Genomic DNA, 13834 nt, shown 5'->3' on the forward strand with positions numbered 1-13834 from the left:
ATCGCACGGCGCGACACCGCGATCCTGCACTGCAACACAGGCGTCCAGAGAGATCACCTCAAGGACTGTTTGCAATGACCTATTTCGAAGAAATTCATCGGCAATCGAACATCAAGCATCGCCTCGGCGATGACTGGCAGGGCATCGACCCGGAGTTCGCCGCACGCCTGCGGATGCAGAACCGCTTCCAGTCCGGTCTCGACATCGCTCGCCACACCGCCCGCATCATGCGCGCCGACATGGCGGCCTACGATCTCGATCCGGCGAACTACACGCAGTCGCTGGGCTGCTGGCACGGCTTCATCGGCCAGCAGAAGATGATTTCCATCAAAAAGCACTTCGGCACCACCAAGGGCCGCTACCTCTACCTGTCAGGCTGGATGATCGCCGCGCTGCGCAGCGAGTTCGGCCCCCTGCCCGACCAGTCGATGCACGAGAAGACCAGCGTCCCGGCGCTGATCGAGGAGCTGTACACCTTCCTGCGCCAGGCCGATGCGCGCGAACTTGGCGGGCTGTTCCGCGATCTCGACAAGGCCCGCAAGGCTGGCGACGAGGCTGCCGCCGCCCGCGCGCAGCAGGCCATCGACAGCCATGAAACACACATCGTGCCGATAATCGCCGATATCGATGCCGGGTTCGGCAATGCCGAGGCGACCTATCTCCTGGCAAAGATGATGATTGAGGCCGGTGCCTGCGCCATCCAGATTGAAAATCAGGTGTCCGACGAAAAGCAATGCGGGCATCAGGATGGCAAGGTGACCGTGCCGCACGAGGACTTCCTGCAGAAGATCCGCGCGGTCCGCTATGCCTTCCTCGAACTGGGCATTCCTGAAGGCGTGATCGTCGCCCGCACCGACTCGCTCGGCGCAGGGCTCACCAAGCAGATCGCCTTCAGCCGCGAGCCGGGCGACCTTGGCGATCAGTACAACAGCTTTCTCGATTGCGAGACCGTGGAAGGCGCCGGAAACACGGGCGACGTGCTCATCAACCGCGATGGCAAGCTGATGCGTCCGAAGCGGCTGCCATCAAACCTTTACCAGTTCCGCCCCGGAACCGGCGAGGACCGCTGCGTGCTCGACTGCATCACATCGCTGCAAAACGGTGCCGACCTGCTGTGGATCGAGACGGAAAAGCCGCACATCGATCAGATCGCCGGCATGGTCGACCGCATCCGCGAGGTCTGCCCCAAGGCCAAGCTGGTCTACAACAACTCGCCCAGCTTCAACTGGACGCTGAACTTCCGCCAGCAAGTGTTCGATGCATGGGAAGCGGAAGGCAAGGACCTGTCGCAATACGACCGGGAGCGGTTGATGATCGTGGACTACGACGACAGCGCGCTTGCGATCGAAGCGGACGAGAAAATCCGCACCTTCCAGCGCGATGCCGCTGCGCGGGCGGGGATCTTCCACCACCTGATCACCCTGCCGACCTACCACACGGCAGCGCTGAGCACCGATAATCTCGCCAGGCGCTACTTCGGCGAGGAAGGAATGCTCGGCTACGTCAAGCAGGTGCAGCGCGAGGAAATCCGCCAGGGCATTGCCTGCGTGAAGCATCAGAACATGGCCGGCTCCGACATCGGCGACGACCACAAGGAAGCCTTTGCCGGAGAAGCCGCGCTGAAAGCCGGCGGCGAACACAACACCATGAACCAGTTCGCGGCCTGACGCCGCACACCAGAAGGAAAAGGAGAAATACCATGCAAGAACCCACTTCAATCCGCCCGGTTTTCTCGACCGAGGACTTCGGCCTGATCCGCAACGCGCTGGCCATCGCCATCCGCACCAGCGAAGACACCGCCGAAAATCGCAAGCTGGCGAACCTCCACCACCGGCTGGGACGCTTCGGCCGATGACACCCGCAGCCGCCCCCGCCTGCGAGCAAGGGGTCGGTGCCAAACCGCGCGACAGCTTCGTCTGTCGCGCGGGACTGGCCATCGACCCACTGCTGGCGCAATTCATCGAGAGCGAAGCCCTGCCCGGAACCGGCATCGACGCCGACAGCTTCTGGTCCGGCCTCGCCCGCCTCGCCGCCCAGTTCACGCCCCGGAACCGCGCTCTGCTGGAGCGGCGCGAGGAGCTGCAAACCGCGATTGACAGCTGGCACCGGAAGAATCCCCAGGCCGGCACCGGCGCACCTGCGCACTTGCTGCGCGAAATGGGCTACCTGGTGCCGGAGCCTGCGCCGTTTACCATCGGCACACGGGGGCTCGATCACGAGATTGCCACGCTGGCCGGGCCGCAGCTGGTCGTGCCTGCGCTGAACGCCCGCTTCGTGCTCAACGCCGTGAATGCGCGCTGGGGCAGCCTTTATGATGCGCTTTACGGCACCGACGCTGTCGATGGCACACTGCCGCAGACACCTGATTATGATCCCGCTCGCGGCGCTGATGTCATCGCCTGGGGCAAGGCTTTTCTCGATGACTGTGTTCCGCTGGCAAGCGGCAGCTGGTCAGGCTGGACTGGCGGCTCGTTGCAATTGGCGGACGGCACGCAGTTCGCTGGCACGGAGGGCGAAAACATCCTGCTCCGCCATAACGGGCTGCTGATCGAATTGGTGATCGACGCTGCGAACCCGATCGGCGCGAGCGACCCCGGCGGCATCGCCGATATTCGCCTCGAATCCGCGCTGTCCACCATCATCGACCTCGAAGACTCGGTCGCGGCGGTGGACGGTGAGGACAAGGTTGCCGGATATCGCAACTGGCTCGGCGCCCTGCGCGGAGATCTGACGGCTAGCTTCACCAAGGGTAAGCGCACAGTGGACCGCAAGGCCGAGCCCGACCGCACCTATCGCGACGCTGAGGGTAACGAGCGCGCGCTGCGCACCCGCAGCCTGCTGCTCGTCCGCAATGTCGGCCACCTGATGACCACGCCCGCCGTGCGGCTGGCCGATGGCTCGGAGATGTTCGAAGGCTTGCTCGATGCCGCCGTCACCGCGCTCGCCGGGCTGCACGACCTCAAGGCTCTCGGCCCCCTGCGCAACAGCGAGAGCGGCGCGATCTACATCGTGAAGCCGAAAATGCACGGCCCCGAAGAATGCGCTTTCGCCAACGATCTGTTCGATGCGGTGGAAGACATGCTCAGGCTTGATCGCCACACGCTGAAGATCGGCGTGATGGACGAGGAACGCCGCACCAGCGCCAACCTTGCCGCCTGCATCCAAGCCGTGAAGGACAGGGTGTTCTTCATCAACACCGGCTTTCTCGATCGCACGGGTGACGAGATCCACACCGCGATGCTGGCTGGCCCGGTGCTGCGCAAGGCGGATATCAAGAAAGCCGGATGGATCGCCGCCTACGAGGATCGCAATGTCCAGATCGGCCTTGCTTGCGGCTTTGCCGGGCGGGCGCAGATCGGCAAGGGGATGTGGGCCGCGCCCGATGCCATGCACGCGATGCTGGCCGACAAGATCGCGCACCCCATCAGCGGGGCGAGCACGGCCTGGGTTCCGTCTCCGACTGCCGCAACGCTGCACGCCACCCACTACCATCGCTGCAACGTTGCCGAACGCCAACAGGAGCGCCGCGCCGAACCGGTGGCGCCGCTCGAAAAACTGCTCACCGCACCGCTGGCTGAAGACGCCAGGTGGTCGGCGCAGGACGTGCAGGCCGAACTCGACAACAACGTGCAGGGCATCCTCGGCTATATGGTGCGCTGGATCGACGCCGGCATCGGTTGCTCCAAGGTGCCCGACATCAACGATATCGGCTTGATGGAAGACCGTGCCACGCTGCGTATTTCCAGCCAGCATATCGCCAACTGGCTGCTTCATGGCGTGGTTGACCGCGCGATGGTCGAACAAACGCTGCAGCGCATGGCCGCAAAGGTGGATGCCCAGAATGCCGGCAACGCGGACTATATCCCGATGGTAGCGAACGGGCCGCAATCCATTGCGCTTTCCGCCGCAAGCGACCTGATCTTCACAGGCACCTGCCAGCCCTCGGGCTATACCGAGCCGATCCTCCACCAGGCGCGGGCTCGGGCCAAGAGCCCGAAGCAGCACCGCGAGGTCGACGCCGCTGGCTCACCCGGGAAAGCGTCCTTCTTCGAGGAGCTTCTGCCTCATGGTTAGACGGCAAGCGCCGCGCGTTCGGCCGTGAGCCCCTTCGCAAGGGCGGCCCTTATGCCGCTTGCCGTCGATCCTTCAGGCTGGCTGCAAAGGCCAGCACCTCATCGGCATCGAGCGGCTTGCTGAACAGGTAGCCTTGCAGATGCGTGCAACCCAGCTTCGTAAGGGTTGCACGCTGACGCTCCAGCTCGATACCTTCGGCGACAATGCCCATTTCCAGTTCGCGCGCCAAACCGACAACCGCGCGGACAATCGCCCGCGACGAGCGCGAGGTTTCGACCTCGCGGACGAAAGATTTGTCGATCTTCACCTTGTCGAACGGAAAGCGCTGAAAATAGCTCAGCGAGGAATAGCCGACCCCGAAATCGTCGATGAGGATCTGAATTCCCAAGGCACGCAAGGCTTCCAGCTGAACAAAGGTCCGCTCGGCATCCTGAATGACCATCCGCTCGGTCACTTCCAGTTGCAGCCGGGCCGGCTCCAGCCCCGTTTTCTCCAAGGCTGCGGAGATAATTTCAGTCAGATCGCCGGATTGAAACTGCATCGGCGAGAGATTGACCGCGACCTTTATATCGGATGGCCATTTGCTCGCATCCGCGCAGGCTTGTGCCAGAAGCTGGGCGCCCATCACGTTGATCAGGCCGCATTCCTCAGCCAGGGCGATGAAATCATCGGGTCGCACTGGGCCGCGCGAACCATGCCTCCATCGGGCAAGCGCCTCCACGCTCGTCATCCGGCCGGTCGCAGAGGAAACCACCGGTTGGTATTGCAGCTGCACCTCGCGCGCCTCGATAGCTGTGCGCAGGTCCACCTCGAGCTTGAAGCGATCCTTTATGGCAGCGTCCATCTCGGCATCGAAGAAGCAGATGCTGCCCCGTTTGTCATTCTTGGCACGGTACAGCGCCAGATCGCCATGCTCGCGCAGTTCTTCTACCGAGGTGCCATGATCGGGAAAAATGACGATGCCCACTGTCGCGCCGATATGCGCTGTGTGACAGGTCGTCATGATCGGCATGGCCAAACTCTCGATCAGCCGGTTGGCCACGCGCGCAGCGCGCTCGCGCAATCGTGACCCGGTGAGAACGACGGTAAATTCGTCTCCGGCCATGCGCGCAACCAGGTCCGTCTGTTCGGTAACTTCCGCCAGGCGACGGCCGACTTCTTTCAAAACCTCATCGCCAGCCAGATGCCCGAACTGATCGTTCACCGCCTTGAACCGGTCGAGGTCGATACTCAAAGTGGCAAAAGGCGTCTGTTCGCCGACCATCTCGTGGAGCGCCTCGACCAGTCTCGCGCGATTGAGCAAGCCTGTAAGCGGATCGGAGCGAGCCAGGCGATCATTTTCCGCCTCGGTGTCGCGCATCCTGGTCAGGTCTTCGGCCATGCCGAGAATATACTGGGCCGGGCGGTCCGGCCCATCCGCCAGCACGCGCGTTGTCCTGATATTGACGCGCGTACCATTGTCCTTCGTAAATACGCTTTCGTGAACGAAGGGTTCGGATGACGCCGCGGCCAATCGATCACGGCGCTCGAAATTTTCTCCCACGCCCGGAAAGAGTTCACTGTCACTGTGGCCGATTAGCTGGTCGGCGCTACGACCGATAAGCTCCTCGGCCTTTTTGTTGAGAAACAGATATTTGCGCGTGCACGCATCTTTCACGAACAGCATCACCGGCAAGTTGGTGACGATCGTGTTCAGAAACTGGCGAGCATGATGGCGGTCACTTTCCAGCTGCTTGCGCTCGCTTATGTCGCGAACGATTGCCGCAAATCCGCCCTCAGCCTGCGCCTCCCCCCATGGAGCGAACGACAGTTCGACGGGAAACTGGTGACCGTCCGCATGGCGGGCCTCAAGTTCCACGGACGCACCAAAGAGGTGCGCCTGATCATCGGGTGCGGCGTTCTCAGCCACACTTTGCTGCCATGTCTGAAACCGCTCCGGGATAAGTAAATCAACGTGGTGACCCAGTGCGTCCTGGCTCAAATGGCCAAACATCCTTTCCCCTGCCGCGTTGAGAAACACGATGGTGCCGGATCGGTCTACAGCGATCACCGCATCGGATGTTGTATCGATAACCTTCGCCGCGATCTCGTCTGCCCGCCGTTTGGCGCGGGCTCTGATCAGCTCTCCTGCAAGCCGCGCGAAATCTTCCAGAACCTTTCGCTCGGCATCTTCGAAGGTGGCGCGGGGCTTGTCATCGATGATGCACAGAGTGCCCACACATGCACCCGAGGCAGCGAAGATCGGCGCGCCGGCATAGAAGCGAATTCCGGTTTCGCCGGTGACGAGGGGATTGTTGCAAAAACGGATGTCTTCGCGCGCATCTTTTACAACGAGCGTTCGGCCGATGCGAACTGCATGATCGCAAAAGGCGATGTCGCGCGGCGTCTCTTGGAACGGAATCGCGTGGTGCGCTTTGAACCACTGCCGGTCGGCATCGATCAGACTGATTGCTGCACTGCGCGTTTTCAGCGCGTTCGCGGCCAATCGCGTCAAGCTGTCAAACTCGTGTTCCGCCGGCGTGTCGAGAATTGCGAGATCCGCCAGCGCGGCCAGGCGCTCATCCTCGCATCCCTGTGTGTGCGGATGGTTCGACATGTCCATTCACGCACATTAAAAGCGTGACGGTTATTAAACCGTTGAGGCCTATGCAGTTTCACTTGTCACGTTGACAAAGCCCGAGATCGGCGGGCCGCCATGGAGCCAGCTTCCGGCGGCAAAGGACGGGAAGCGAAGCGCATGGCAATGGCCGCCAGCGGCATCATTCTTTAGGGTTTCCGAAGCCGCCGCCGCCGGGCGTCAGGATCACGAAGGCATCGCCCGGCTGCATCTGTGCGCTCTGCGTGGCGGACAGATCCTCGCGCGAGCCATCGGCCCGCTCCACCCAGTTGCGCCCCGGTTGCGCATCGCCCCCGCCGCAGATGCCGCGCGGTGCGACCTTGCGCCGATTGGCGAGCATGTTTGCGCGCATCTGCTCAAGAAACGTGATCCGCCGCTCCACGCCTTCGCCGCCCTTGTGCGCGCCCTTGCCGCCGGAGCCTTGCCGGATGGCAAAGCGGTCAAGCCGCACCGGCATACGCGTTTCGAGCACTTCCGGGTCGGTCAGGCGGCTGTTCGTCATGTGGGTCTGCACCGCGCTCGTCCCGTCATGGTCCGGCCCCGCACCCGAGCCCCCGGCGATGGTCTCGTAATACTGGTGGCTATCGTTGCCGAAGGTGAAATTGTTCATCGTGCCCTGCGAGGGCGCAAGCCGCCCGGTGGCGGCGAACAGCGCATCGGTCACCACCTGGCTCGTCTCGACATTGCCCGCGACCACGGCCGCACCGGGTGCGGGATTAAGCATCGAGCCTTCGGGAACGACCAGCTCGACCGGGTGCAGGCAGCCGTCGTTCATCGGGATCGTATCGTCGATCAGGGTGCGCAGAACATAGAGCGCAGCGGCGCGCGTGATCGAGTGGGGGGCGTTGAAATTGCCCGGCTGCTGCGCGCTCGTGCCGGTGAAATCAAACACTGCCGAGCGATTGTCGCGGTCGATCCGGATCGCGACTTTGACCACCGCGCCGCTGTCCATTTCGTAGGCGAAACTGCCGTCGTCCAGCTTGCCCAGCAAGCGGCGAACGCTCTCCTCGGCATTGGCGAGGACGTGGCCCATATAGGCGCTGACGACCTCGCCGCCCTGATCGCGCGCGGCAGTTTGCAGAAGTTCGACCCCGCGCGTACAGGCGGCAAGCTGGGCACGCAGGTCCGACAGGTTGCGGTCGGGGTTGCGAGCGGGGTATTTCGCGGAGGCGAGCGCTTTGCGCACGGCAGCCTCGCGGAAGGCGCCTTCGCCGACCATCAGAAGGTTGTCGATCATTACGCCTTCTTCCTCGATGGTCCGGCTTTCGGGCGGCATCGAGCCCGGAGCGATCCCGCCTATATCGGCATGGTGGCCGCGCGCAGCGACAAACGCATCGGGTTCCTTGGCCGTATCATCGTAGAAGACAGGCACGATCACGGTGATGTCGGGCAGATGGGTGCCGCCGTGGAACGGATCGTTGAGCACATTGGCATCACCGCGCCGGAAGCCGCGACCGTCCCGCGCCTCGCCGCGCTCCTCAATCACGCGGGCGATGGAGTTGCCCATGCTGCCCAGATGCACGGGGATATGCGGCGCATTGGCGATCAGCGCGCCTTCGCGGTCGAACAGCGCGCAGGAGAAGTCGAGCCGTTCCTTGATGTTGACCGAGGTTGCGGTGGATTGCAGCACCACGCCCATTTCCTCGGCAATCGCCATGAACAGGTTGTTGAAGATTTCCAGCCGCACCGGATCGACCTGCGTGCCTGCCGCGCGGTCACGCTCCAGCGGCACCTGGCGGCTGAGGACCAGGCTGCCCTCTTCGGCCAGCTTCGCCTGCCAGCCCGGTTCGATCACAGTGGTCGAGCCGGGATCGATAATCAGCGCTGGTCCGTCGACCGTCTCGCCAACGCCGAGCGCGGCACGCTCGATCGTGCGCCAGTGGCCCGTGGCCTCCCCCTCGGCGGCAATAGGTTGCGCGACGGCTTCGCCAAGCCCGCCCGAAATGCCGCTCGCTTCGACACTCAGCGCTTCGACGATGATCGGTGCCTTGTCGTCGGAATAGCCGAAGCGCTGGCGATGGCTGATGCGGAACGCGGCATCCATCGCCTCCGCTGCGGTACAATCAATTGTGAGCGTGGAATCGCTGCCTTCGAAGCGCAAACGGGCACGGCTGTGCAGCGTCACGGCCTCCGCGGCGATCCCCTGTTCGACCAGCGCTGTGCGCGCTTCATCTTGGAGCGTGGACAAGTCCACTGCAAAGTCTTCGCCAAGCTGGCGCACAAGGCTGACCTCGCGGATCGCCTTCACCGGGGCGAGGCCGATCCCGTATGCGGAGAGGATGCCCGCCAGCGGGTGGACCAGCACGGTTTCGATGCCCAGTTCGTCGGCGACCTTGCAGGCATGTTGCCCGCCCGCCCCGCCGAAGCAGGCGAGCGCATAGGCCGTCACGTCGTGGCCGCGCGCGACCGAAATCTTGCGGATGGCGTTGGCCATGCTGTCGACCGCGATGGCGAGAAAGCCCTCGGCAATTTCCTCAAGCGCCTTCGGCTCCCCAAGCGATGCGGCGACCTCCTCCAGCCGTGACTTGGCGGCAGCCGGATCGAGCGGCTGGTCGCCATCGGAGCCGAAAACCGAGGGGAAGAACGCCGGATCTATCCGACCGAGAAAGAGGTTGCAGTCGGTGACGGTTAGTGGGCCGCCCTTGCGGTAGCAGGCTGGCCCCGGATGCGCACCCGCGCTCTCCGGCCCGACGCGAAAGCGTGACCCGTCGAAGGAGCAGATGGAGCCGCCACCCGCCGCGACAGTGTGGATCTGCATCATTGGTGCTGCCACCCGCACGCCCGCGACGACGCTGTCACCGGTCAGCTCGTATTCGCCCGCATAGTGCGCGACATCGGTGCTGGTTCCGCCCATGTCGAAGCCGATCAGCTTGTCGTGCCCGAGCGCCTCTCCGGTCGCGACCATGCCCACCACGCCGCCCGCCGGGCCGGAGAGGATCGCATCCTTGCCGCGAAACGCGCCGACCTCGGCCAGCCCGCCGTGCGACTGCATGAAACGCAAGGCCCCGGTCTCGGGAAGCCCTGCCTGCAGCCCGTCGGTATAACGTCGCAGCACGGGCGAAAGGTAGGCATCGACCGCGGTGGTATCGCCGCGCGGGACCAGCTTGATTAGCGGCGAAACCTCGTGGCTGACGCTGACCTGCGCAAAGCCCAGTTCGCGCGCGAGCTGCGCCAGCTGTTCTTCATGATCGCGATGGTTCCACCCGTGCATCAGCACGATGGCAAGCGCGTCGAAACCCTCGTCGCGCAGCGCCATAAAGTCACGCCGGGCAGCATCGAGATCGAGCGCGCGCAGAACCGTACCATCGACCGAGACCCGCTCGTCCACTTCCACCACGCGGGACGGCAATTGTTCGGGCAGAACGATATGGCGGGCGAAGATATCGGGCCGCGCCTGCGTGCCGATCCTGAGCACATCGCCAAAGCCGCGCGTGATCGCGAGGGCAAGCCGCTCGCCCTTGCGCTCCAGCAGGGCGTTCGTCGCCACGGTGGTGCCGATCCGCATTTCGGCAATAGGCCCTGCGCCATGGCGCTCCATCAGCCGCCGGACCGATTCACTCGCCGCATCATCGTAGCGCCCCGGGTCTTCCGAGAGCAGTTTGTCGGTAACCAGCTGCCCGTCGGGAGCGGTGGCAACGACATCGGTGAAGGTGCCGCCACGATCGATTGCGAAGCGCCAGGTTCCGGGCTGTTCTGGATGGGGCATGGAAGCTTGGGGTTCTCCTTAAAGAAACTTCGTTCAGATTACTTAGGCCCCATCGTCCACATCGCAAGATTTGCCGCAAGCCGCAGGCAAAGGGGAACATTTTGCACAAATCGCGCCGCTCGCGCCCGAACGGATAACATGCGCTATATGGCGCCTCGCACAGGGCACGGGGCGCTAAACTACACGCAATGCCCGTGCCGAAAAGCGGAACTTACCCTCTCACGATCCGCACGGGCACGCCCTTGCTCGCAGGCGTCTGTGAAAGCTTGTCGTGATACCACAGCGGCACCAAAGCGTTGAGTTCGGGGAAATAGCCCGCCAGCGTGCCCTTGGGCAGGTCATAAGGGGTGACGGTCAGGCCCGAAACGGCGCGCTCCTGCGCATCATGGCCATCGCTGTCGGTCTGCAACGTGACCTCCTCGCCTTCAGACAGGCCCTCACTCACGATGTCTTCCGGCCGCATCAAAACGATCATCCTGCTGCCCTTGAGGCCGCGCAGCCGATCGTCGTGGCCGTATATCGTGGTGTTGAACTGGTCGTTCGAGCGCAACGTTACGAGGTGATAGCGCCCTTGCGCATCGCCGATGCCGCAAGAGGTAAGGCTGTCGGGATCGGTGAATTCCGCCTTTCCGCTTTCTGTTTTCCAGATGCGGTCGCGTGCAGCATTGCCTCGGTAGAAGCCGCCGGGCTGGTTCATGCGCGCATTCATGTCGTGGAATTCGTCGGGGAATGTCTGCGCGATCAGGTCGCGGATACGGGAATAATCGGCCTGCCAGGCATCCCAGGTCAACTTCGGGTTGCGGCCGTCCAAGGTGGCCTTGGCAAGGCCGCAGACGATGGCGGTCTCGCTCTTGAGATGCTCGCTCGCCGGTTCGCGCTTGCCGATCGAACCGTAGATATGGCTGAAGCTGTCCTCCATGCTCACCTGCTGATTCCCGCTTTCCTGAATGTCCTCCTCCGCTCGCACAAGGCAGGGCAGGATCCAGCTTGCCTTGCCGGGCATACAATGGGTGGAGTTCAGCTTGGTAGCGATGTGAACGGTCAGTTCCATATCGCGCCAGGCCGGATGAACACGCAGGTGATCTGGCACCGCCTTGGCGAGATTGCCGCCAAGCCCGATGAACCCCTTGTTCTCACCCCTCAGCATCGCTTCGAGAAATTCGACCGTGTTGCGGCCATCCTCTTCAGGCGTTTCGAGATCGAGCAGTTCACGATATTTTTCGACCGGCGCCAGCTTGGTCTTTTCGGTGATTCCCACAGTGCGCTGGCCCTGCACGTTGGAATGGCCGCGGATGGGGGAAATGCCGGCACCCTGCCGCCCGATGTTCCCCGATAGCAGCAGCAGATTCACCAGCATTCCGATGGCCTGCGAACCATGCACGTGCTGGGTCAGCCCCATGCCATAGATCCCGATCACGTTCTTCGCCTCTGCGTAGACGTCACCCGCGGCTTCAAGCTGCGGGCGCGATATGCCGGAGGCGGTTTCGAGCTGCTGCCAATCGGTGGATTTAAGCGTCTCGATGAAGGCATCGAAGCCGTGCGTGTGCTGCTGAACGAACTGCTCGTCGAGCACCCGCGCTGCGCCTGCGGCTTTTGCCTGTTCGTCGCGCTCTATAACCCGCTTGCAAATGCCCATCAGCGCAGCGATATCGCCGCCCGCCCGCACCTGAAGATACATGTGGCTCATTTCGGTCGGGCTGCCGAGCGTCATCTGCTTTGGGTTCTGCGGATTGGTAAATTCCAGCAGGCCCTTTTCCCGCAAGGGATTGAGCACGATGATCTTACAGCCCCGCTTCACCGCCTCTTGCAAGGGGTGCAGAATGCGCGGCGAATTGGTGCCGGGGTTCTGCCCGCAGTAGAAGATCGCGTCGCAATGCTCGAGATCGTCGAGCTGGCACGTGCCCACCGATGACCCGGTGACCTTCTTGAGCCCGACAGACGTCGTCTCATGGCACATGTTCGAACTGTCGGGCAGGTTATTGTGGCCATAGGCGCGCGCAAAAATGGCGTAGAGATAACTCGCCTCTAACCCGGCCTTGCCGCTGGCGTAAAAGGTCACCGATTTCGGATCGAGCTGGTTCAGTTTCGCGGCGATGCCTTCGAACGCCTCTTCCCAGCTTGCCTCGACATATCTGTCGCTTGCCGCGTCATAGCGCATCGGGTGGGTCAGGCGGCCCTGCATTTCGAGATCGTAATCCGACCATCCGGCCAGTTCACTCACGCTGTGTTCGGCGAAGAAATCGGGAGTGCAGCGCTTGCTAGTCAGATCCCACAAGGTTGCCTTCGCGCCGTTCTCGCAAAACTCGAAGACGTGGGGATTGGGCGGTTTAGCCCAGGCGCAGGAGGAGCACATGTAGCCGCCGGGCTTGTTCTGCACCTTCAGGGTCGCAGCGGCGCCGGGGCCAGCCTGGCCGGAAAGCTCTATCCGGGTCATGCCCTTGAGCGAGCCCCACCCTCCTGCAGACCCCTCATATTCTATCGGATCGGGAAGAGTGTCGGCCATGATAAATTCCTCGTGCCAAAATGCGGCTTTCGCTTTTTCGAATGACAGATCGCCACCCCGGGTTCCCGACAAACCGGCGTTGCCGGGAAATAATCCACGCCCGTTCGGTCAGGCCCAGAGGCAAGCGACCTTGCGCCATGAGATGGCGCTGCACGGCTTGCGCCCATCTGTCATAGCACGGTCATTTCCGGCTTGCAGAGGTTCCCCCGTCCAATTGGGGAATGAGTGGATGGAACACGTCACCATCTTCGCCACCAGCGAGGAAGCGGCCGGGTATGACCGGTTCGATCATGGCGATGCGCAATTTGTATTCGAGCAATTGACTTCGGTCGGGCCGAACAAATTGGTGGAAGGCAGCGTCTGGGCCTTTGTCGACTGGGTGCTCGACGACTTGTCGGGCCTCGAAATGTGCCGCCGCCTGCGCGCCGATCCCCGCACGCGCGATGCCCATATCACCATGGTGCTCGACGAGGACGACCCCGAGGACCGCCGCCGCGCGATCAAGGCCGGGGCCGACGACTATGTGATCGGCCCGCTCGACCGCAAGGCGATGCTAGACCGGGTGCTGGCGCTTTACGCCACCCACCAGCGCCCGAGCTTGCCGCAAGTGCTCGATCTGGGTGAGTTGCAGATCAACGTGGCGGGCGAGCAGGCGCGCTGGAAGGGCCAGCAGATCACGCTGCGCCCGAACGAGTTTCGCGTGCTGCGGTTTCTGGCCGAGAACCCCAACCGTGTGCTGAGCCGGCAGGAACTGGTCGACGCGCTCGGCAAGGCGGGCGATCCGGGCTATCTGCGCACGGTTGATGTGTGGATCAAGCGGCTGCGCTTTGGTCTGCGCAGCGCGGGAGCGGGGCACTTGCTGCGCACGGTTCACTCGAAAGGCTACGTGCTCGACCTGCCCTGAGTCGGGGCTCCTCGTCGGTTCGGGCGCATT

7 protein-coding genes are annotated in these 13834 nt (G+C 63.1%); 4 read left to right on the forward strand and 3 right to left on the reverse strand.

What is annotated here, in order from left to right; translation table 11 throughout:
• Window positions 1-74 precede the first annotated feature (74 nt).
• From E0473_RS06665 to E0473_RS06670, 3 genes are read left to right on the forward strand one after another with little or no spacing between them, the layout of a single operon-like run.
• Window positions 75-1667 carry an isocitrate lyase gene (locus tag E0473_RS06665; RefSeq protein ID WP_137680120.1) on the forward strand — a complete coding sequence of 531 codons (1593 nt, stop codon included), beginning with the start codon at window positions 75-77 and terminating at the stop codon, window positions 1665-1667.
• A 32-nt stretch (window positions 1668-1699) separates the two neighbouring features.
• Window positions 1700-1855 carry a hypothetical protein gene (locus E0473_RS15500; protein WP_162848943.1) on the forward strand — a complete coding sequence of 52 codons (156 nt, stop codon included), beginning with the start codon at window positions 1700-1702 and terminating at the stop codon, window positions 1853-1855.
• Window positions 1852-4074 carry a malate synthase G gene (locus E0473_RS06670; RefSeq protein ID WP_137680121.1) on the forward strand — a complete coding sequence of 741 codons (2223 nt, stop codon included), beginning with the start codon at window positions 1852-1854 and terminating at the stop codon, window positions 4072-4074. The genes E0473_RS15500 and E0473_RS06670 overlap by 4 nt, the downstream gene beginning before the upstream one ends.
• A gap of 49 nt (window positions 4075-4123) precedes the next feature.
• Here E0473_RS06670 and E0473_RS06675 read toward each other — a convergent pair whose 3' ends face one another.
• The 3 genes from E0473_RS06675 to E0473_RS06685 form a co-directional block, all read right to left on the reverse strand.
• Window positions 4124-6676 (reverse strand): sensor domain-containing phosphodiesterase, encoded by a 2553-nt coding sequence (locus E0473_RS06675; RefSeq protein ID WP_137680122.1) that lies wholly within the window; start codon window positions 6674-6676, stop codon window positions 4124-4126.
• Window positions 6677-6833: 157 nt separating this feature from the next.
• Window positions 6834-10397: a hydantoinase B/oxoprolinase family protein gene (locus tag E0473_RS06680; protein WP_137680123.1), complete on the reverse strand. Its 3564-nt coding sequence runs from the start codon at window positions 10395-10397 to the stop codon at window positions 6834-6836.
• A 211-nt stretch (window positions 10398-10608) separates the two neighbouring features.
• Entirely contained in the window at window positions 10609-12900 is a 2292-nt protein-coding gene (locus tag E0473_RS06685; protein WP_137680124.1) for an FdhF/YdeP family oxidoreductase, read from the reverse strand.
• A gap of 229 nt (window positions 12901-13129) precedes the next feature.
• Between E0473_RS06685 and E0473_RS06690 the strand changes: the two genes are divergently transcribed.
• Window positions 13130-13804 carry a response regulator transcription factor gene (locus E0473_RS06690; RefSeq protein WP_137680125.1) on the forward strand — a complete coding sequence of 225 codons (675 nt, stop codon included), beginning with the start codon at window positions 13130-13132 and terminating at the stop codon, window positions 13802-13804.
• Window positions 13805-13834 lie beyond the last annotated feature (30 nt).

The sequence above is a fragment of the Aurantiacibacter suaedae genome (assembly GCF_005434915.1).
Lineage (GTDB): Bacteria > Pseudomonadota > Alphaproteobacteria > Sphingomonadales > Sphingomonadaceae > Alteraurantiacibacter > Alteraurantiacibacter suaedae.

Excerpts from the sequence above, each read along its gene's own strand:
- E0473_RS06685 (WP_137680124.1), bottom strand. The coding sequence starts at position 12,900 with ATGGCCGACACTCTTCCCGATCCGATAGAATATGAGGGGTCTGCAGGA.
- E0473_RS06680 (WP_137680123.1), bottom strand. The coding sequence starts at position 10,397 with ATGCCCCATCCAGAACAGCCCGGAACCTGGCGCTTCGCAATCGATCGT.
- E0473_RS06690 (WP_137680125.1), top strand. The coding sequence starts at position 13,130 with ATGGAACACGTCACCATCTTCGCCACCAGCGAGGAAGCGGCCGGGTAT.
- E0473_RS15500 (WP_162848943.1), top strand. The coding sequence starts at position 1,700 with ATGCAAGAACCCACTTCAATCCGCCCGGTTTTCTCGACCGAGGACTTC.
- E0473_RS06675 (WP_137680122.1), bottom strand. The coding sequence starts at position 6,676 with ATGGACATGTCGAACCATCCGCACACACAGGGATGCGAGGATGAGCGC.
- E0473_RS06670 (WP_137680121.1), top strand. The coding sequence starts at position 1,852 with ATGACACCCGCAGCCGCCCCCGCCTGCGAGCAAGGGGTCGGTGCCAAA.
- E0473_RS06665 (WP_137680120.1), top strand. The coding sequence starts at position 75 with ATGACCTATTTCGAAGAAATTCATCGGCAATCGAACATCAAGCATCGC.